Here is a 19,689-nt window from a genome sequence, read left to right on the forward strand (position 1 = left end):
CCGGGTGTGGACAGAGCGGGCGGAGCCCGGCGCGTTAGGGTCGACGGCATGGCCGATACCCCGCTTGACCTCACGCTGGACGCCGCGCAGCTCACCGCGCGGCTCGTCGACTTCCCCTCCGTCAGCGGCACCGAGAAGCCGCTCGCGGACGCGATCGAGACCGCGCTGCGCGCGCTTCCGCACCTGACGGTCGACCGGTACGGCAACAACGTCGTGGCCCGCACGAACCTGGGCCGCGCGGAGCGGGTGATCCTCGCCGGCCACATCGACACGGTCCCGATCGCTGACAACGTGCCCTCGCGCCTCGACGAGGACGGCTACCTGTGGGGCTGCGGCACCTGCGACATGAAGTCCGGGGTGGCGGTCCAGCTCCGTATCGCGGCGACGGTCCCGGCCCCCAACCGCGACCTCACCTTCGTCTTCTACGACAACGAGGAGATCGCCGCCGAGTTCAACGGCCTCAAGCACGTCTCCGAGGCCCACCCGGAGTGGCTGGCCGGCGACTTCGCCGTGCTGCTGGAGCCGACGAACGGCCAGGTCGAGGGCGGCTGCCAGGGCACGCTCCGGGTACTGCTCAAGTTCAAGGGGGAGCGGGCGCACTCCGCGCGCGCGTGGATGGGCTCGAACGCGATCCACGCCGCGGCGCCGGTGCTGGCGAAGCTGGCGGCGTACGAGCCGCGCAAGCCGATGGTGGACGGTCTGGAGTACCACGAGGGCCTCAACGCGGTCCGTATCGAGGGCGGAGTGGCCACCAACGTCATCCCCGACGCCTGCACGGTCACCGTCAACTTCCGCTACGCGCCCGACCGCAGCGAGGAGGAGGCGGAGGCGTTCGTCCGTGAGTACTTCGCCGACTGCGGGGTGGACGAGTTCGTGGTGGACGACCACACGGGCGGTGCGCGTCCCGGCCTGAACCACCCCTCGGCGGCGGCCTTCGTGGAGGCCGTCGGCGGCGAGGTCCACCCCAAGTTCGGCTGGACGGACGTGGCCCGCTTCAGCGCGCTCGGTGTGCCCGCGGTGAACTACAGCCCGGGCAACCCCCTCCTGGCCCACAAGGTGGACGAGCGGGTCAAGGTGTCGCTGATTCCCGAGGCGGAGGAGCAGCTGAAGTCCTGGCTGACGGCGTGAAGTGAGCCTCGCGCCGGTCGGACATCCGCATGTCCCCCCTCTGTAACCCGCGTAGATCTACGCTGAGGTGGAAACACCCGCAAGTGGAGGGAGCGCACATGGCTACCGGCAACCCCGAGGGGAAGAAGCAGCCACCGTCGGAGCAGCGCCTGGGACCGGTCCTCCGAAGGCGGGGCCAGGTGACGGCGAGCACGACCGACCAGCGCCTCCTGGACGCCGGCGGTCCGTCCGACTGGGTCCACACCGACCCCTGGCGGGTCCTGCGCATCCAGTCGGAGTTCATCGAGGGCTTCGGCACGCTCGCCGAACTCCCGCCCGCGATCAGCGTGTTCGGGTCGGCCCGTACGCGGGCGGACTCCCCGGAGTACGAGGCGGGCGTGCAGCTCGGACGGGGCCTGGTGGAGGCCGGTTTCGCCGTCATCACCGGTGGCGGTCCCGGGGCCATGGAGGCGGCCAACAAGGGTGCCTGCGAGGCGAAGGGCATCTCCGTCGGCCTCGGCATCGAGCTCCCCTTCGAGCAGGGGCTCAACCCCTACGTCGACATCGGCCTCAACTTCCGGTACTTCTTCGTCCGCAAGATGATGTTCGTGAAGTACGCGCAGGGCTTCGTGGTCCTGCCCGGCGGCCTCGGCACGCTGGACGAGCTGTTCGAGGCCCTGACCCTCGTCCAGACCCAGAAGGTCACCCGCTTCCCGATCGTCCTCTTCGGCAGCGAGTACTGGGGCGGTCTCGTCGACTGGATCACCAACACCCTGGTAGCCCAGGGCAAGGCGTCGGAAAAGGACCTGCTCCTCTTCCACGTCACGGACGACGTGGACGAGGCGGTGGCCCTGGTCTCGAAGGAGGCGGGCCGCTAGAAGCCTTCCCTCACCTCCCTGGGGGCTGCGCCCCCAGGGAGCGGGGTCGAAGGGGCCGCAGTCCCTGGGGACGGGAACAGGTAGGGGCGGCCGGGGCGAAAACGTCCTACGCCAGCCCCCGCCGGGCGACCGCCGGAGGCCGGTGGCCAGCGATGGACGCCACCATGTCCAGCACCTGCCGGGTCTCCGCGACCTCATGCACGCGGTACACCTGCGCCCCCAGCCACGCCGACACCGCAGTGGTCGCCAACGTCCCCACCACCCGCTCCTTCAACGGCTTGTCCAACGTCTCCCCGACGAAGTCCTTGTTGGACAGCGACACCAGCACAGGCCACCCGCTGGACACCATCTCCCCCAACCGCCGCGTCGCCTCAAGACTGTGCCGCGTGTTCTTCCCGAAGTCGTGCCCCGGATCGATCAGCACCGACTCCCGAGGCACCCCCAGCGACACCGCCCGCTCGGCCAGCCCCAGCGTCACCCGCAGGATGTCGGCCATGACGTCGTCGTAGGAAACCCGATGCGGCCGCGTACGAGGCTCCGATTCCCCGGCGTGCGTACACACCAGCCCCACCCCGTACCGCGCGGCGACCTCCGCGAGCCCCGGATCGACCCCACCCCACGCATCGTTCAGCAGATCCGCCCCCGCCTCGCACACGGCCGCACCGACCGACGCCCGCCAGGTGTCCACGCTGATCACGACATCCGGGAACCGCCGCCGCACCTCCGCCACGAAGCCGACCGTCCGCCGCGCCTCCTCCTCGGCGGAGACTTCCTCACCCGGCCCGGCCTTGACCCCGCCGATGTCGATGATCGCGGCACCCTCGGCCACCGCCTGCTCCACGCGCGCGAGGGCCGGTTCGTCGCGGAAGGTCGCGCCCTGGTCGTAGAAGGAGTCCGGGGTCCGGTTGACGATCGCCATGATCACCGGCTCGTGCGGCCCGAATTCCCGCCTGCCCAGCCTGAGCATCCGCTGTGACCTCTCGTAGTACGACCTGGGTACGGCCGCTTCCTCGGCCGCCTGCGACCCTAACTGTCAGACTCGCATGGCACGATCGGACTCTGACACATTCGACTCCGAGCACATTCACCGAGCATGGGGACCCTCAGCGATGGTTATGTTCTTGTTCCTCGTCGTCGCGCTCGCCGTCGTGGTCGCCGCGGTGACGCTCGCCGTGGTGGGCGGCGGCGAGACAGGCCCTCTGCCCGAGGCCGCCCCGGAGCGGCTCCAGGACCCCCTCCCGCTGGAGCGCCCGGTCAACCGCGCCGATGTCGAGGCCCTCCGCTTCCCGCTCGCTGCCCGCGGCTACCGCATGGGCGACGTGGACGACGCCCTCAGCCGCCTCGGCGCCGAACTCGCCGAACGCGACGCGCGTATCGCCGACCTCGAGTCCGCCCTGGCCGGCGCCCAGGCGGTCACGCACGGCGCACCCGTCTCGCATGTGTCCATGGAGAAGCCCGCCGAGGGTCCGGGGGAGCAGCAGTGAGCGACGGCGCCGCCCTCGCCGGCCCGGACGGCGCCCTGCGCTGCCCCTGGGCGCTGTCCACCGAGGACTACGTCGCGTACCACGACGAGGAGTGGGGGCGCCCGGTCCACGGCGACGACGCCCTGTACGAGCGGCTGAGCCTGGAGGCCTTCCAGTCCGGCCTCTCCTGGATCACGATCCTGCGCCGCCGCGAGGGCTTCCGCACCGCCTTCGCCGGCTTCGAGATCGCCGAGGTCGCGACGTTCACGGACGCCGACCGGGACCGCCTTCTCACCGACGAGGGCATCATCCGCAACCGGGCCAAGATCGAGGCGACGCTGGCCAACGCGCGCGTGCTGGCCGACTGGGCGCCGGGTGAGCTCGACGACTTCATCTGGTCCCACGCCCCGAAGACACCGGGCCCGGCCCCCAGGACGCTGGGGGACGTCCCGGCGATCACTCCCGAGTCGACGGCCCTGTCGAAGGCCCTGAAGAAGAAGGGCCTTCGCTTCGTCGGCCCGACCACGGCGTACGCGCTGATGCAGGCGTGCGGCTTGGTGGACGACCACCTGGCCACGTGCGTGGCCAGGCAGAGCTGAAGCTCAGCGACCCAAGTACTTGGGCTTCTCCTTGTTCACGAAGGCCTGCACGGCGATCGCATGGTCCTCCGAGGATCCCGCCCGCGTCTGGAGCTCGTCCTCCTTGTCCAGCGTCTCGGCCAGGGAGTGCGAGAACCCGTACGCGACAGCTTCCTTGATCGCCGCGTAGGCCACCGTCGGTCCCTCGGCCAGCGCCCGCGCGACCTTCTCGGCCTCGCCCGGCAGCTCGGTGGACGGTACGAGACGGTTCGCGATACCCAGCTCGTACGCCTCCTGAGCCTTGATCGTCCGGGGGAAGAGCAGCAGATCGGCGGCGCGCCCCGGCCCGACCACGCGCGGCAGGGTCCACGAGACCCCGGAGTCCGCCGTCAGAGCGACCCCCGCGAACGACGTGTTGAACCCCGCCGTGTCCGCCACCACTCGGTAGTCCGCCGCCAGTGCCAGTCCGAACCCGGCCCCGGCCGCGACGCCGTTCACCCCGGCCACCACCGGCTTCGGCATCTGCGTCAGCGCCCGCACGATCGGGTTGTAGTGCTCCGCGACGGTGCTCATGACCTTCGTCGAGCCCTCGGCCAGCAACCCGATGTGTTCTTTGAGGTCCTGTCCCACGCAGAACGCCCGTTCCCCGGCGGAGGTCAGCAGCACCGCCCGTACGGCTCCGTCACCGGCTGCGGATTCCACCGCCTCCCGCAGCGCGATCTTCGTCGCGATGTCGAGCGCGTTCATCGCCTCGGGACGGTTGATCGTGATCGTCGCGAGCCCGTCGCTCACCTTGTAGAGCACGGTGTCGGCCATGGCCTGTCCCCTCCTGCGTCCCAGCGGGTTACTTGCGGGTTCCGAAGGACAGCATGGCGGAGATCATCGACGAACGACCGGAACGGACGTGTGACCTGCGTCAAAGAATGTGGGACCGAAAGAGGTCGTCGGATACGTGTGCGGCCGCGCAGTATCGCAGTCACATCGCCGAATTGAGTGGTTTTGCTCGCGCGCGTTGCCCAAGCGATGCCGACTGATGTTGGTCATCGGGTCCTGAGATGCGGGATAATGGCCTGGAAGCAATGTGTTCGATGCCGGTGTCGCGTGCCCACGCACGACACGCGTGCCCTCCTAGGGCCGTCGGCTTTGACGATGAGCTGGTTTCAGGAAGGGGAACGAGCATGGCGGCCATGAAGCCGCGGACGGGCGATGGCCCGCTCGAGGTGACCAAGGAGGGGCGGGGCATTGTCATGCGCGTTCCGCTCGAAGGCGGCGGTCGGCTCGTCGTCGAGCTGACCCCTGACGAGGCCGACGCGCTCGGTGACGCCCTCAAGAAGGTCGTCGGCTGACGCGGAAGCGACCATACCCCTTCAGCTGCCCCGGCATCGTTTTCGGTGCCGGGGCAGGTGTTTGCCCAGGTCCAGGCGGTGCGAGGGTCAGCGCTTGACCGCGCAGAGCAGCCCGTCGCCCACCGGCAGCAGCGACGGCACCAGCTCCTGGCTCTCCCGCACCGCGCGCAGCAGTTCGCGCAGCCGCAGTACCTCGGTGGGCTGTGGACCCGAGTCCATGGTCCGGCCGTGTGCGAAGACACCCTCGAAGACGACCAGGCCTCCCTGCCGCAGCAGGCGCAACGATTCAGCGAGGTAGTCCATGACCTCCTGCCGGTCGCCGTCGCAGAAGACCAGGTCGTAGCCGGCGTCGGTGAGGCGGGGCAGGACGTCCAGGGCGCGGCCCGGGATGAAGCGGGCCCGGTTGCTCGCGAACCCGGAGGCGCGGAAGGCCTGTCGGGCGAACTGCTGGTGCTCCGGCTCGGGGTCGACCGTGGTGAGCACGCCGTCAGGCCGCATGCCGTGCAGCAGATGGATACCGGAGACGCCGGTGCCGGTGCCGATCTCGGCGACCGCCTTCGCGTCGACGGAGGCCGCCAGCAACCGCAGGGCTGCGCCCGCGCCGGGCGACACCGAGCGCAGGCCCGCTTCACGGGCCCGGTCACGGGCCCAGCGCAGCACTTCGTCCTCGGCGACGTAGGCGTCGGCGAACGCCCAGCTCGTCTGCCGGTTGGCGGTAATGACCCTCTCCTGTCCCCGTGGTTGCCTGGGCGTGACTGTATCCGTTGGGCCCGGGAACCCGCAGATGGGACCGGGCGTTTAGAGGGGTGGAGACGCACCCGGGGGGACACAGTTGGATCACGATGATGAGCAGGGCCCCGAGCGGGCGGTGACGCAGCCGCACGAGCGGTATCAGCCCAGATCAAATTCTCGTAAAACCGCTTATCCGGAGCTAACGGGCGAGGTGGCTATGGTAGGGGCTCCACTGGACACCACCAGAGCCGACAGGGGAGGTGCGGCCGCGCCTTTGGATCGGGGAGGAGTGCTGCGGCGCTTCCTCGGATCGGCGGGTAGGCCGAAATCCGTGAACGACACCGCTGCTGACCACAGCCACGGCGACTACGCCACCGCGACCTTCTCCACCGACGCGGACGGGCAGGCCTGGACTCCTCCGACGTGGGAGGAGATCGTCAGCACGCACAGCGGCCGGGTCTACCGGCTCGCCTACCGACTGACGGGCAACCAGCACGACGCCGAGGACCTCACTCAGGAGGTCTTCGTCCGCGTCTTCCGCTCCTTGTCGACCTACACGCCCGGCACCTTCGAGGGCTGGCTCCACCGCATCACCACCAACCTGTTCCTGGACATGGTCCGGCGCAAGCAGCGCATCCGCTTCGACGCCCTCGGCGAGGACGCGGCGGAGCGCCTGCCCAGCCGTGAGCCGTCGCCGCAGCAGGTCTTCAACGACGCGCACTTCGACGCGGACGTCCAGCAGGCTCTCGACACTCTCGCGCCCGAGTTCCGCGCCGCGGTCGTCCTGTGCGACATCGAAGGACTGTCGTACGAGGAGATCGCCGCGACCCTGGGCGTCAAGCTAGGCACGGTCCGCTCGCGTATCCACCGCGGCCGTTCCCAGCTGCGCAAGGCGCTCGCGCACCGTTCGCCGGAGGCGCGGGCCGAGCGTCGCTCCTTCGTGCCCCGCGTCGCCGCTCTGGGGGGAGGGGGCGCGACCGCGTGAGTGGATCACGGCCCAATCCCGCCGAAGGGCGGTTTGCGGAGCACCACCTGGGAGACCGACTCGCCGCGCTGGTCGATGGCGAGCTCGGTCATGAGACGCGCGAGCGCGTCCTCGCTCACCTGGCCACCTGCGCCAGGTGCAAGGCCGAGGCCGACGCCCAGCGCCGACTGAAGAACGTCTTCGCGGAGGCGGCACCCCCGCCTCCCTCAGAGAGCTTCCTGGCCCGCCTCCAGGGGCTGCCCGGAGGAGGTGACTCGGACGGCGGCTCGCCGTTCGGGGGAGGATTCCCGGACGGCTTCTCCGGACGACCCGGCACCGCCGGAGTGTTCGGCGTGAAGCGCGGCGAGCGTTTCGAGTTCGACTACGTCCCCGCGACGCCGCACGCCTCCGCGCTGGCCCCCTCCAGCGGCGGTTTCCGCATCCATGACGTCAGCCGGCACGAGGCCGAGCGGTCGGCGTCGCGCGGTATGCGGTTCGCGTTCGTCGTGGGCGGGGCGGTGTCGCTCGCCGCGATCGCGCTGGGCGGCGTCACCACGGTCGCGCCGACCGACACGGACGCCCGTGGCGGCTCGGGCGGCAGCAATGTCACCCCGGCCCGCACACAGGGCGGCACGGGCGCCGCGACACCCGACAGCCAGCGCCGCCGTGCGGTGGGTCCGCTGTTCGCCCAGGACCAGTCCCGGATCGACGCCCCGGTCGCCCCGACCGAGGTGTCCGCGCCGCTGGTTCCCGGCACACAGGCGCACGAGGCCACGCTGACGGCACCCGTGGTGGCCGGCGCGGCCGCCATGTCCCCGTTGATACGTCCGCTCAGCTCGACCCCGCCGCTCACCCTGACCTCCTGGTCCACGGCCGCGGACCTCACTCCGCCGGGCCTGCTCGCCGCACCCGTCCCCCACACGACCTCCTCCCCCTCCGGCACCACCCGCTGACCCGGCCTCTGCGCGTCGGCGCCCGAACCTGGTTGAATCCAGGGAGAGCCGTGCCCGTGCCTGTCCGGCAGACCAGGCCGTGATGGCGGCAGCGTGCCTGACAGGCGCAGGTGAGCGGGGCCGACGTGCCGGCCAGGCCCTGGCTGTGGGGAGAGCATGAACGAGGGGAAGCCCACGAAGGCGAAGTGGTGGAGCCGACCGCGTCCGCAGGGCCCTGCGGACCAGGCGGAAAGGGCTCCGGCCGCGCCGGGCGAGTACAGCGTGGGGACCGAGGGGGCACCTCCGGTGCCGGGTCCCACCGCCGACGGTGACTACGAGCTGAGGCAGCCGCAGGATGCGGCCGACATGGCCGATGCCGGGGGCGACTTCGAGCTGCGGTCGCCGCGGGATGACGTCTTCGAGGACGGTGCGTCCGAGCCCGGACCTGGACCCGAGCGCGAGCCCGCGTCCAGGCCCGAGGACCGGGTTCCCGCAGGGGCCCGGGGCGACGGTGACTTCGAGCTGAGCCTGCCCCTCGCGCGCACCGCCCCGGCGGTGGAGGAAGGCACGGCAGACCCTTCTCCCAAGCCCCTGCACGACCCCGACCCGTACAGCACCCCGCCGTACGGCGAGCCCGGCCCCTGGGCGCCGGCCCCGCCGGTACTGCACCCGGCGACCACCCCGTCCCACGGCACGGCGATACCGACGCCCCCGCAGGCTCACGGCACCCCCGCGCACAGCACACCCGCACCCAGCGCCCCCGCGCCGTCGCCGGCCCCCATCGCCCCCTCCTACACGGACGCACCCCCTCCAGCGCCCTACGCCGAAACCCCGCCCACCCCGCCCCCCGCCAACCCCTGGCGGAACTACGACCCCTGGGCCCCCGTCCCCCTCCCCACCTCCCTCCAGCAGAACGGCGCCGCCGTCCCCACCAAGGACGGGCGCCGTAAGCGGGCCAGGAAGGTCCTCGTCGTCGCTGCCGTACTGCTCGCGCTCGTGTCCGGGGGCGTCGGTGGGGCCGTAGGGGCCTATCTGGAGCGCAACGGCGGTGTGGGTGACGTGGAGCTGCCGCAGGCCGACGCCGAGCCCGCAGGGCGGGCGCCGGACAGCGTGGCGGGGATCGCCGCACGGGCGCTGCCCAGCGTGGTGACCCTCCACGTGAGCGGCACGGAGGAGCAGGGCACCGGCACCGGGTTCGTGCTGGACGACCGGGGCCACATCCTCACCAACAACCACGTCGTCGAGCCCGCCGGAGCCGACGGGGACATATCCGTCACCTTCCACAGCGGCGACACCGCCAAGGCCACCGTCGTCGGGCGGGACAGCGGCTACGACCTCGCCGTCGTGAAGGTCACCGGCGTCAGCGGGCTCCGGCCCATGACCCTCGGCAACTCCGACAGCGTCCAGGTCGGCGACCCGGTCGTCGCCATCGGCGCCCCCTACGACCTGGAGGGCACCGTCACCTCCGGGATCATCAGCGCCAAGGAGCGGCCCATCACGGCCGGTGGCGAGAGCGGCGACGGGAGCGACGTGTCGTATGTCGACGCCCTGCAGACCGACGCGCCCATCAACCCCGGCAACTCCGGTGGCCCCCTCCTCGACTCCAGGGCCCGGGTCATCGGCATCAACTCCGCCATCCGCTCCGCCGACGACGGCTCCGACTCCGGCGGCGCCCAGTCCGGCTCGATCGGCCTCGGTTTCGCCATCCCCATCAACCAGGGCAAGCGCGTCGCCGAAGAGCTGATCAACACCGGCAAGGCGACCCACCCGGTCATCGGCGTCACCCTCGACATGGACTACTCGGGCGACGGCGCCCGCGTCGGTACCAAGGGCAACGACGGCGGACCCGCGGTCATCGCCGGCGGCGCCGGCGAAAAGGCCGGCATCAAGGCGGGCGACGTCGTCACCGAGGTCGACGGCCAGCGCATCCACTCCGGCGAGGAGCTGATCGTCAAGACCCGCGCCCACCGCCCCGGCGACGAGCTGGAGCTCACCGTGGAACGCGGGGGTGAGGAGCTGACCATCTCCCTGGTGCTCGGATCCTCGGACGGCGATTGAGCGCCCCGATTAACAGAAACCTCACAGGCGCGCCCGCAAACCCCGTCCCACAAGGCAAACAACCCTCAAAACCGCTCATGCCCGCGCACTCGGAGGCCTCGGGACAGTACCGGTCGTACCGGATGGCCGGGTACCGTGGACCCGGCCCGGACATCGCAAGGAGCTTCAGGTGTTCAATGACATAGGACCGCTCGAGCTGGTGACGCTCGTTGTCCTCGCCGTGCTCGTCTTCGGTCCGGACAAGCTCCCGAAGGTCATCCAGGACGTCATGCGGACCGTCCGGAAGATCCGGGAGTTCTCGGAGAGCGCCAAGCAGGACATCCGCTCGGAACTCGGTCCCGAGTTCAAGGACTTCGAGTTCGAGGACCTGAACCCCAAGACGTTCATCCGCAAGCAGATGGACAACGACGAGCTGGGGCTCAAGGAGATCCGCAACGGCTTCGACATCAAGAAGGAGATGGCCGAGGTCACGGACGCGGTCCACGGCCGTGAGTCGGAGTCGTCCTCGTCCTCCTCCGGGTCGTCGTCAGGTGGCCGGATCGACATGACCAAGAAGCCCGACGACGACGGCAAGGACGACCGTCCGGTCTTCGACGCGGACGCCACCTGAACGTCGTACACCCGCAGTCGTACACATGCTCCGGAGCCGCACGTCAGTGACGTGCGGCTCAGTCGTACGTGACGCGTTTCATATCCCGCCACGCCTCCGCGCGGCCTGAACCGGACGCCCGGACGCCCCACGCGCCGGGCGCTTTCCCTGCTGGTCCCGGTGGGGTGGCTATGCTGCCGAGTTGTTGTGCGGACCGGACGAGTCGCCCGAAGGGGGGTGGGCCGTTCCGGACCGACGAGGAACGAGGAGGCGTCCGGGCACATGGAGACGACGAGTCAGGCGGTCGCACAGGCCCCGGCCGCGGAGGGCGGACAACAGGTCCCCTCCGCCCGGCGCACGGTCGACGGCTACCTGCTGGCGCCCTTCCCGTGGTACGGCCTCGACGAGGCTTTCACGGGTCCGCGCTGGCTGATGCAGGTCGGGACGGCGGCCGACGGTGCCGTCGAGCACGGTTCGATCGGGCACGGTGACGAGCCCTCCGTACGGAACGAGGCGTCGGAGGACAAGGAGAAGTTCGCGGTGGTGGTGACCGTCGCGGCGAATCCGTCCCGGAGGAGCGCCGACGGCACGGGGCTTCTCGAGGCGACGTCGGTCTCCTCGGCGGCGTGGCTCGCGGGGGTCGGGCTGCTGTCCTTCACCTGGCCCGGCTCGATGGACCACTCGCTGCGCGACGACTGGCTGGACCAGCAGACGGAGACGGCGTGGGCCCTGGCCGACGACCTCGACGGCCCGGACTGGTCGACCCTGTCGCTCCCCGTGGACGGGGTGCCGACGTCCTTCCACTACCGGGAGTCCGAGTTCGGCTGGGTCCTCGCCGGGTCCACGCCGGAGGGCGTGCACGTGGGGGCGTACGGGAGAGGCATGAGCGCGTACGGGCTCGGCTTCGCCATGATCAAGGACATCTCGGCTTACGCATAGCCGGTGCTACGAGGAGGGGGCGCCGATTCACAGAGTCGGCGCCCCCTCCTCGTAGGCGAATCTAGAACTTGTTCCGCGGAGTGATCCCCAAGGACAGTCCCGCGAGGCCGCGCTGGCGTCCGCCCAGCTTCCCCGCGATCGCCCGCAGCGCCGCGCCCGCCGGGGAGTCCGGGTCGCTCAGGACGACCGGCTTGCCGTCGTCGCCACCCTCGCGGAGGCGGACGTCGATCGGGATGGAGCCGAGGACCGGGACCGTGGCGCCGGTCGTCCTCGTGAGGCCGTCGGCGACGGCCTGGCCGCCGCCCGTGCCGAAGATGTCGACCATCTCGTCGCAGTGCGGGCAGGGCAGGCCGGACATGTTCTCGACCACGCCCACGATCTTCTGGTGGGTCTGGACGGCGATGGCACCCGCCCGCTCGGCCACCTCGGCGGCAGCCTGCTGCGGGGTCGTGACGACCAGGATCTCGGCGTTCGGCACCAGCTGGGCCACGGAGATCGCGATGTCGCCCGTGCCCGGCGGAAGGTCGAGGAGGAGGACGTCGAGGTCACCCCAGTACACGTCCGCGAGGAACTGCTGAAGCGCCCTGTGCAGCATCGGGCCGCGCCACACCACCGGGGCGTTGCCCGGGGTGAACATGCCGATGGAGATGACCTTCACACCGTGCGCCGACGGCGGCATGATCATGTTCTCGACCTGGGTCGGACTCCCGTCGACGCCCAGCATGCGCGGCACGGAGTGGCCGTAGATGTCGGCGTCCACGACGCCCACCTTCAGACCGTCCGCGGCCAGCGCCGCCGCCAGGTTCACCGTCACCGAGGACTTGCCGACGCCGCCCTTGCCGGAGGCGACCGCGTACACGCGCGTGAGCGAACCCGGCTTGGCGAAGGGGACCTCGCGCTCGGTCTGGCCCCCGCGCAGGGCCGTCGCCAGCTCCTTGCGCTGCTCGTCGCTCATGACGTCGAGCGTGACGTCCACACGGGTGACGCCCTCGACGGCCGCGACCGCGTCGGTCACCCGCTGGGTGATCGTCTCCCGCATCGGACAGCCGGAGACCGTCAGGTAGACGGCGACCGCGACCGCTCCGTCCGCGCCGATGTCCACCGACTTGACCATCCCCAGCTCGGTGATGGGTCGGTTGATCTCGGGGTCGTTCACCGTCGCCAGTGCCTCGCGCACCGCGTCTTCCGTAACCATAAGGACGATGGTACGGCGATCCGCGGCGGCCTCGGCATGCCCGTCAGCGGTCTTCTACGTCACGTACCGCAGACCGTTCTGCCGGGAATACGACGTGCCCGTCCCGTCGCTCCTCCATTTCCTTCACCAGGTCCTGCAGCTCGGAGCGGATCCAGTCCCGGGTGGCGACCTCGCCGAGGCCGATCCGCAGGGCGGCGATCTCGCGGGTCAGGTACTCGGTGTCCGCGATCGACCGCTCGTTCGACTTGCGGTCCTGTTCGAGGTTGACCCGGTCGCGGTCGTCCTGCCGGTTCTGTGCGAGCAGGATCAGCGGGGCCGCGTAGGAGGCCTGCAGGGACAGCATCAGGGTGAGGAAGATGAAGGGGTAGTTGTCGAACCGCAGATCGCCCGGCGCGAAGATGTTCCACAGCACCCACGCGATGATGACGACCGTCATCCAGACGATGAACCGCCCGGTGCCCAGGAACCGCGCGATGCGCTCGGAGAGCCGTCCGAAGGCCTCCGGGTCCCACTCGGGCAGCAGCCGCCGCCGGGGCGGCCGGGGCTGGTCCAGACGGGCGCGCGGGCGCGTGGTGGCGGTGGCGCCCGCAGGGGTGCGCTCGCGGCCCGTCTCACGCTCAGGAGCCATGCGGAGTCACCTCGTCCTCGTCGAGGTGGAACTCGGTCTCCCGCCAGTCCTCCGGCAGCATGTGGTCCAGTACGTCGTCCACGGTCACCGCGCCCAGCAGGGACCCGGAGTCGTCCACCACGGGCGCCGCCACCATGTCGTACGTCGCGAAGAACCCGGCGACGACCGGCAGCGCGGCGTCCGGGTCCAGGGGCTGGAGGTCGTCGTCGATGATCGCGCTGACCAGGGTGTACGGCGGGTCCCGCAGCAGGCGCTGGAAGTGGACCGTGCCGAGGTACTTGCCGGTCGGCGTCTCGTCGGGCGGGCGGCAGACGTAGACCTGGGCGGCGAGGGCGGGGGACAGGTCGGCGTTGCGGACCCGGGCGAGGGCGTCGGCGACGGTGGCGTCCGGCCGCAGGACGATCGGCTCGGTCGTCATCAGACCGCCGGCCGTGTGCTCCTCGTAGGACATCAGGCGCCGCATGTCGGCCGCGTCGGCGGGCTCCATCAGGCTCAGCAGCCGCTCCTGGTCCTCCTCGGGGAGCTCGGAGAGCAGGTCGGCCGCGTCGTCCGGGTCCATGGCCTCCAGGACGTCCGCGGCCCGCTCCTCCTTGAGCTTGCCGAGGATCTCGATCTGGTCGTCCTCGGGGAGCTCTTCGAGGACGTCGGCCAGCCGGTCGTCGTCGAGGGCCGCGGCGACCTCCGCGCGGCGCTTGGGGGAGAGGTGGTGCAGGACGTTCGCCAGGTCGGCGGGGCGCAGCTGCTCGAAGGTGGCGAGGAGGCTCTCGGCACCCTGTCCGTGCTCCTCCAGGGAGAAGCCGGTGACGGCGGACCACTCGACGGTCAGCGCCTCGCCCTTGCGGCGGAAGGCACCGCCCTTGCCGCCCTTGCGCACGAAGACGCGGTCGATCTCCCAGTCCCGGCGGGCCGGCAGCTGCTGCACGGACACGTCGAGGACGGTGACCTCTTCCTCGGCCTCGACGAGCGTCACGCGCCGGTCCAGGAGCTCGCCGAAGACCAGGCGCTCGGTGGGCCGCTGCTCGAAGCGGCGGACGTTGAGCACCCCGGTGGTGATGACCTGGCCGGACTCGATGCTGGTCACGCGGGTCATGGGCAGGAAGATACGGCGCCGGGTCGACAGTTCGACGACGAGGCCGAGCACGCGTGGTGGTCTCCGTCCGACGCGCAGCATGACGACCAGGTCGCGCACCCGGCCCACCTGGTCGCCGTTCGGATCGAAGACGGCGACTCCGGCGAGGTGCGAGACGAAGATCCTGGGGACACCCCCTGCCATGCCTGCGCCTCCTTTTCACGTCAATTGCCCGCTGGGACGGGCTTCAGGCTAGCCCGTCCCGATGCGGTACGCCCTGGTGGGGCGGTCCGGACGGACTGGCTCCGGCGGGCCCGCGGGGCCCCGGTACTCTGCGGTACGCCTCCGATGGACCCTCGTCAGAAAGGCAGCCCCACCTGTGACTGCGATTCCCCAGGGCCGCACCCGCCGGACCGGACTGCTGGGCGCGATGTGCGCCCTGGTCGTGACGGGAACGGGCCTGACAGGGTGCGGTGGTGACGACCCCGACGCGGGCACCAACGGGGTCGGCAAGCTGCCGGCCGCCCAGATCCAGACGAAGACCAAGGCGGCCGCCGAATCCGCCGACACGGTACGTCTCTCGGGGAACGTGGTCACCAGCGGGCGTACTTACAAACTCGACATGCGTCTCAAGTCCGACGGCGGCTCGGGCTCGGTCACCTCCGAAGGCGCGACCTTCGGGCTGCTGCGGATCGGCGAGCAGCTCTACCTCAAGGCCGACGCGGAGTTCTGGGGACAGCAGGACGGCAAGGGCGACTCCGACACGGCCGCCGCCGACAAGCTCGACGACAAGTTCGTGAAGGTGCCGCAGGGCGACCCCTCGTACAAGAAGTTCAGCGGCTTCACCGACAAGGACGTCCTCCTGGCGGGCCTGCTGACCCTCCACGGCGAGCTGTCCACCGACGGCCACCACGAACAGGCCGGCATCCGCACCATCCGCATCACCGGCGACGACGGCTCCGGCGGGAAGCTGGACGTCTCCCTGGAGGGCGAGCCGTATCCGCTCCGCCTGGAGCGCGCGGGCGGCGCGGGCACGCTGACCTTCTCGGGCTGGGGCAAGTCCTTCAGCCTGAAGGAGCCGGAGAAGGACGAGACGGTGGACTACGGCAAGCAGCTGCCGACGTCCTGACTACTTCCGCTTGCGCCGCTTCAGCAGCAGCTTCGGAAGCCCCGCGGGGATCGGCTGACGGGTCGTGGCCGTCGTGGGAACCGGCGCCTCGGCCAGATCCCCGTCGGGCAACGGCAGTGTCGACCCCGTCGGCTCGAGCCGCAGCACCCGGCACTCGCGCGCCCAGCGCCCCGTCATCGCCTCGCCGTCGGGCGCGTTGAGCCGCTTGCCCTTGAGCTCGGCGACGGCCGCGTCCCAGACCTCGGACCCGGCGGACAGCTCGACGACCTTCGCCGTCCAGGACACCAGCCGCCCGCCCTTGTCCTTGCTGCGGACGGTCACCTCGGCCTCGGTCCCGTCGGTGAGACCCGGCAGCGGCTGCTCGCCCGGCCCGTCGCCGACCACACACACCGCACCCTCGTGCCACACGTGCCAGAGCGCCCGGGCCGGACCCTCGGGACCCCTGACCCAGACGAGGCCGGACTTCTTCGTGGCCTCCTCGACGAGGGCCTGGTCGAGCAGCTCGCTTGTCATGCGCCCAGCCTATCCAGGCGGGGTCACCGGGACCGGGTCACAGCCAGCCGTTGCGCTTCAACGTGCGGTGGATGCCGAGGCAGATGACACCGGTGATCATCATCATCACGGGGTAGCCGTACCGCCAGTGCAGCTCGGGCATGTGCTCGAAGTTCATGCCGTACACACCACACACCATCGTCGGTACGGCGATGATGGCCGCCCACGAGGTGATCTTGCGCATGTCCTCGTTCTGCGCGACGGACGCCTGCGCGAGGTTGGCCTGGAGGATGGAGTTGAGCAGCTCGTCGAAGCCGATGACCTGCTCCTGGACCCGGGCGAGGTGGTCGGCGACGTCCCGGAAGTACTTCTGGATGTCGGGGTCGATGAGCCGCATCGGCCGCTCGCTCAGCAGCTGCATGGGGCGCAGGAGCGGCGAGACGGCCCGCTTGAACTCCAGGACCTCACGCTTGAGTTGGTAGATCCGGCCGGCGTCCGTGCCGCGCGGCGAGCCCTTGCGCCCCGGCGAGAACACCTCCGTCTCGACCTCGTCGATGTCGTCCTGCACCGCGTCGGCGACCGCGATGTACCCGTCGACGACATGGTCGGCGATCGCGTGCAGCACCGCCGAAGGGCCCTTGGCGAGCAGTTCGGGGTCGTCCTGGAGGCGGTGGCGCAGAGCCCGCAGCGAACCCTGTCCGCCGTGCCGGACGGTGATGAAGAAATCCCGTCCGGTGAAGCACATGACCTCGCCGGTCTCGACGATCTCGCTGCTGGCGGTGAGCTCGTCGTGCTCGACGTAGTGGATGGTCTTGAAGACGGTGAACAGGGAGTCGTCGTAGCGCTCCAGCTTGGGCCGCTGGTGTGCCTGCACCGCGTCCTCCACGGCCAGCGGGTGCAGCCCGAACTCGCTTGCGATACCGGAGAATTCGGCCTCGGTCGGCTCGTGCAGCCCGATCCACACGAAGCCCCCGTCGCGGCGCACCTGGCGCATCGCCTCGTGCGGCGTCAGCGCCTTCGGCATCTGGACGCGGGCCCCGTCGCGGTAGACGGCGCAGTCGACGACGGCCGAGGGCGTGCCGGGGTCACGCGTGGTGTCGTAGTCGGTGCTGCTGCTCTTGCGCAGCGAGACGCGGGAGGGTCGGACCACGGCACGCAGGTCGCGGATCATCGACATGGCGGGCTCCTTCGCGACAGGCAACGAAAAGCCGCTTCAACGGATGGAACTGCCCGGAATGAGGACGTCCTGACTGCGGATGTTTGGCACGTCCACAAAGCGGGGAGCACCGCACCATTGCGGTAGCGGGTTTCGCTGCTGATACAGATCAAACAGATCAGGCAAAACGAGACGAAGTGCTCTTCCGACGATGAAGACGCGAGCGTGAGAGGCGGCGATCGGCCGAAGGCGGATCAGCTACATCAGTGGCCGGAAGAGCGAGTGGTACTACCAGGTCGACTTCGATCCATGACAGCCCCACCTCCTCCGGTCGGTCCCTCGTAAGGGACGATCCATTCCCCGTAGGGGGAGTCTCACGGCGTCGGGACTCGATAGCGACGCTTCTGCGTGCTGCCCCGAACCACCGGCAAAGAGTATCAGCCGACTGAATAGTCAAGGCGCTGCTTTGCCCGGTACTGACGAGTTCTATGCTCGCGGCATGGCTGATGTTCTTCCCTTGGTCGAGGCCCGGTTGCGTACGGCGCTGGGCGAACCGGACGCGCGCGCCGCGGTCACCTTCCTCGGTACGGACCGCGTCGAGGTGCTGCGTTTCCAGGAGGGCGACATCGTCCGCTACGCCACGCTCGGCATGTCGGCGCAACCGATGGGCGACCCCACCGCGATGCTCGCCGACCCGGTCAAGGGACCGCGCGCCGAGCTGGTCCTCTCGGTCCGCGCCGGACTCTCCGACACCGACAAGGTGCTCCGCCCGCTCGCCGTACTCGCCGCGTCCCCGCAGGTCGAGGGTGTGATCGTGGCCCCCGGCGCCTCCCTCGACGTCGGTGGACCCCTGTGGCCCGGCGCCCCGTTCACCTCGGTCCTGGTGGCCGAACCGGGTGGCCTGGTCGAGGACCTGGAGCTGGACGAGCCCATGGACCCGGTCCAGTTCCTGCCGCTGCTGCCCATGACCCCGAACGAGGCCGCCTGGAAGCGCGTCCACGGTGCTCAGGCCCTCCAGGAGCGCTGGCTGACGAACGGGACGGACCTCCGGGATCCGTCCCGCAAGTCCGTCCCGCTGGAGTGACTGATGTCACCAACCGGTGGCTGAAAAGCGTCAGTTGGCGAAGACGGCCACGCTGTCCTCTGCAGCGTGCTTCGACTCCAGTTCTTCGGCTTCATGAGTGAGCGCGTTCCGTCGTACGACGACCACGAGCGCGCCCAGGGCGGCGGTCACCGCCGCCACCACGAACGGGATGTGGATGTCGCTCCACTCCTCGATCTTCGGCGCGAAGTAGGGCGCGGCGGCGGCCGCGAACCAGCGCACGAAGTTGTAGCCGGCGCTCGCCACCGGGCGCGGCGCGTCCGACACGCCGAGCGCCAGCTCCGTGTAGACGGTGTTGTTCACGCCGATGAACGCGCCGGAGAGGATCGTGCAGACGATCGCGGTGGTGTGGCTGCCGTAGCCGAGGGCGAGTACGTCGACGGCGAGCAGGACGAGCGAGCCGCCGAGCACCTTCAGCGAACCGAACCGCCGCTGCAGACGCGGTGCCACGAGCACCGAGAACACGGCGAGCAGCACGCCCCAGGCGAAGAACACGGCACCTGACTTGTACGGGGTCATGTCCAGTACGAACGGCGTGAAGGCCAGCACGGTGAAGAACGTGTAGTTGTAGAAGAACGCCGAGGCGGCGACGGAGGCGAGACCGCCGTGGCCCAGTGCCTTGACGGGGTCGAGCACCGAGGTCTTGCGGGCCGGCTTGGGCTGTTCCTTCAGGAACACCGTGATGCACAGGAAGCCGACCGCCATCAGGAAGGCCGTGCCGAAGAACGGGTAGCGCCAGTTGGCGTCGCCGAGCAGTGCGCCCAGCAGCGGGCCGCACGCCATGCCCAGGCCGAGCGCCGACTCGTACAGCAGGATCGCCGCGGCGCTCCCGCCCGCCGCCGCGCCGACGATGACGGCGAGGGCCGTCGAGACGAAGAGGGCGTTGCCGAGGCCCCAGCCCGCGCGGAAGCCGACGAGTTCGGCGACCGAGTCCGAGGTGCCCGCGAGGCCGGCGAAGACGACCACGAACGCGAGGCCGAGCAGCAGGGTCTTGCGGCCGCCGATGCGGCTGGAGACGAAGCCGGTGACCAGCATCGCGACGGCGGTGATGAGGAAGTACGAGGTGAAGAGCAGGGAGACCTGGCTGGCGGTGGCGTCGAGGCCCTGGGCGATGGACGGCAGGATCGGGTCGACCAGTCCGATGCCCATGAAGGCGACGACGGAGGCACCGGCCGTGGCCCAGACCGCCTTGGGCTGTCGCAGGAGGCTGCCCGCTCCCGCGTCGAAGGCGTCCATGGTTTCTCCAATTCCGGCGAGGAGATGGTTGGTATATGCATATAGTAAGTTAGGGCGGCTAATTAATGCAAGCTACACCTAGTTTTCCCTGGTGGG

General features: G+C 70.2%; 21 protein-coding genes. 12 read left to right on the forward strand and 9 right to left on the reverse strand.

Features of this window, described 5'->3' with window-relative positions:
- Window positions 1-48: 48 nt before the first annotated feature.
- Window positions 49-1,128 (forward strand): succinyl-diaminopimelate desuccinylase, encoded by a 1,080-nt coding sequence (dapE, locus tag ACWD3I_RS34975; protein WP_266888401.1) that lies wholly within the window; start codon window positions 49-51, stop codon window positions 1,126-1,128.
- 98 nt (window positions 1,129-1,226) lie between these two features.
- Complete coding sequence (locus ACWD3I_RS34980; protein WP_365401474.1) at window positions 1,227-1,985, forward strand: LOG family protein; 759 nt, start codon at window positions 1,227-1,229, stop codon at window positions 1,983-1,985.
- A gap of 106 nt (window positions 1,986-2,091) precedes the next feature.
- On the opposite strand, the gene folP is transcribed toward ACWD3I_RS34980, so the two are convergent.
- Window positions 2,092-2,952, reverse strand: coding sequence for a dihydropteroate synthase (gene folP, locus ACWD3I_RS34985; protein WP_365401476.1), 861 nt, complete (start codon window positions 2,950-2,952; stop codon window positions 2,092-2,094).
- Between the two features lie 142 nt (window positions 2,953-3,094).
- On the opposite strand from folP, the gene ACWD3I_RS34990 reads away from it, so the two are divergent.
- Together ACWD3I_RS34990 and ACWD3I_RS34995 are read left to right on the forward strand one after the other, a co-directional pair.
- A complete protein-coding gene (locus ACWD3I_RS34990; protein ID WP_159038182.1) occupies window positions 3,095-3,469 on the forward strand; it encodes a DivIVA domain-containing protein in 375 nt (124 codons plus the stop codon).
- Window positions 3,466-4,047, forward strand: a complete 582-nt coding sequence (locus ACWD3I_RS34995; protein WP_365401480.1) for a DNA-3-methyladenine glycosylase I — start codon at window positions 3,466-3,468, stop codon at window positions 4,045-4,047. Before ACWD3I_RS34990 ends, ACWD3I_RS34995 begins: the two co-directional genes overlap by 4 nt.
- 3 nt (window positions 4,048-4,050) lie before the next feature.
- On the opposite strand, the gene chcB is transcribed toward ACWD3I_RS34995, so the two are convergent.
- Window positions 4,051-4,842, reverse strand: coding sequence for a 2-cyclohexenylcarbonyl CoA isomerase (chcB, locus tag ACWD3I_RS35000; protein ID WP_365401483.1), 792 nt, complete (start codon window positions 4,840-4,842; stop codon window positions 4,051-4,053).
- 362 nt (window positions 4,843-5,204) lie between these two features.
- Between chcB and ACWD3I_RS35005 the strand changes: the two genes are divergently transcribed.
- Window positions 5,205-5,372, forward strand: a complete 168-nt coding sequence (locus ACWD3I_RS35005) for a DUF3117 domain-containing protein (protein ID WP_003966491.1) — start codon at window positions 5,205-5,207, stop codon at window positions 5,370-5,372.
- Window positions 5,373-5,459: 87 nt separating this feature from the next.
- On the opposite strand, the gene ACWD3I_RS35010 is transcribed toward ACWD3I_RS35005, so the two are convergent.
- A complete protein-coding gene (locus ACWD3I_RS35010; RefSeq protein WP_095046686.1) occupies window positions 5,460-6,092 on the reverse strand; it encodes an O-methyltransferase in 633 nt (210 codons plus the stop codon).
- Window positions 6,093-6,393: 301 nt separating this feature from the next.
- On the opposite strand from ACWD3I_RS35010, the gene sigE reads away from it, so the two are divergent.
- From sigE to ACWD3I_RS35035, 5 genes are all read left to right on the forward strand, one after another.
- The gene (gene sigE, locus ACWD3I_RS35015; RefSeq protein ID WP_046260588.1) at window positions 6,394-7,089 is read left to right on the forward strand and encodes an RNA polymerase sigma factor SigE; all 696 of its coding nucleotides are present in this window, start codon (window positions 6,394-6,396) and stop codon (window positions 7,087-7,089) included.
- Window positions 7,086-8,021 carry an anti-sigma factor family protein gene (locus ACWD3I_RS35020; protein ID WP_365401486.1) on the forward strand — a complete coding sequence of 312 codons (936 nt, stop codon included), beginning with the start codon at window positions 7,086-7,088 and terminating at the stop codon, window positions 8,019-8,021. The genes sigE and ACWD3I_RS35020 overlap by 4 nt, the downstream gene beginning before the upstream one ends.
- A 156-nt stretch (window positions 8,022-8,177) precedes the next feature.
- The gene (locus tag ACWD3I_RS35025; RefSeq protein ID WP_365401489.1) at window positions 8,178-10,058 is read left to right on the forward strand and encodes a S1C family serine protease; all 1,881 of its coding nucleotides are present in this window, start codon (window positions 8,178-8,180) and stop codon (window positions 10,056-10,058) included.
- A gap of 169 nt (window positions 10,059-10,227) precedes the next feature.
- A complete protein-coding gene (locus ACWD3I_RS35030; RefSeq protein WP_307026215.1) occupies window positions 10,228-10,668 on the forward strand; it encodes a sec-independent translocase in 441 nt (146 codons plus the stop codon).
- Window positions 10,669-10,929: 261 nt separating this feature from the next.
- Complete coding sequence (locus ACWD3I_RS35035) at window positions 10,930-11,586, forward strand: hypothetical protein (protein ID WP_046263530.1); 657 nt, start codon at window positions 10,930-10,932, stop codon at window positions 11,584-11,586.
- 61 nt (window positions 11,587-11,647) lie between these two features.
- On the opposite strand, the gene ACWD3I_RS35040 is transcribed toward ACWD3I_RS35035, so the two are convergent.
- From ACWD3I_RS35040 to ACWD3I_RS35050, 3 genes are read right to left on the reverse strand one after another with little or no spacing between them, the layout of a single operon-like run.
- Window positions 11,648-12,781, reverse strand: coding sequence for an Mrp/NBP35 family ATP-binding protein (locus ACWD3I_RS35040; RefSeq protein WP_365401494.1), 1,134 nt, complete (start codon window positions 12,779-12,781; stop codon window positions 11,648-11,650).
- 43 nt (window positions 12,782-12,824) lie between these two features.
- Complete coding sequence (locus ACWD3I_RS35045; protein WP_365401497.1) at window positions 12,825-13,409, reverse strand: DUF1003 domain-containing protein; 585 nt, start codon at window positions 13,407-13,409, stop codon at window positions 12,825-12,827.
- Window positions 13,399-14,682 (reverse strand): magnesium transporter MgtE N-terminal domain-containing protein, encoded by a 1,284-nt coding sequence (locus ACWD3I_RS35050; protein WP_365401500.1) that lies wholly within the window; start codon window positions 14,680-14,682, stop codon window positions 13,399-13,401. Before ACWD3I_RS35050 ends, ACWD3I_RS35045 begins: the two co-directional genes overlap by 11 nt.
- A gap of 175 nt (window positions 14,683-14,857) precedes the next feature.
- On the opposite strand from ACWD3I_RS35050, the gene ACWD3I_RS35055 reads away from it, so the two are divergent.
- Window positions 14,858-15,607: a hypothetical protein gene (locus ACWD3I_RS35055; protein ID WP_365401503.1), complete on the forward strand. Its 750-nt coding sequence runs from the start codon at window positions 14,858-14,860 to the stop codon at window positions 15,605-15,607.
- Here ACWD3I_RS35055 and ACWD3I_RS35060 read toward each other — a convergent pair whose 3' ends face one another.
- Both ACWD3I_RS35060 and ACWD3I_RS35065 read right to left on the reverse strand, forming a co-directional pair.
- Window positions 15,608-16,120, reverse strand: a complete 513-nt coding sequence (locus tag ACWD3I_RS35060; RefSeq protein ID WP_365401506.1) for a hypothetical protein — start codon at window positions 16,118-16,120, stop codon at window positions 15,608-15,610. It abuts the gene before it with no gap.
- A gap of 37 nt (window positions 16,121-16,157) precedes the next feature.
- Entirely contained in the window at window positions 16,158-17,276 is a 1,119-nt protein-coding gene (locus ACWD3I_RS35065; protein ID WP_365401509.1) for a magnesium and cobalt transport protein CorA, read from the reverse strand.
- Window positions 17,277-17,754: 478 nt separating this feature from the next.
- Between ACWD3I_RS35065 and ACWD3I_RS35070 the strand changes: the two genes are divergently transcribed.
- Window positions 17,755-18,339 carry a suppressor of fused domain protein gene (locus ACWD3I_RS35070; protein WP_365401512.1) on the forward strand — a complete coding sequence of 195 codons (585 nt, stop codon included), beginning with the start codon at window positions 17,755-17,757 and terminating at the stop codon, window positions 18,337-18,339.
- 30 nt (window positions 18,340-18,369) lie between these two features.
- Here the strand turns inward: ACWD3I_RS35070 and ACWD3I_RS35075 are convergent, their stop codons facing one another.
- Window positions 18,370-19,593 carry an MFS transporter gene (locus ACWD3I_RS35075; RefSeq protein ID WP_365401515.1) on the reverse strand — a complete coding sequence of 408 codons (1,224 nt, stop codon included), beginning with the start codon at window positions 19,591-19,593 and terminating at the stop codon, window positions 18,370-18,372.
- Between the last annotated feature and the right edge of the window lie 96 nt (window positions 19,594-19,689).

Source organism: Streptomyces sp. NPDC002817 (genome assembly GCF_053592055.1).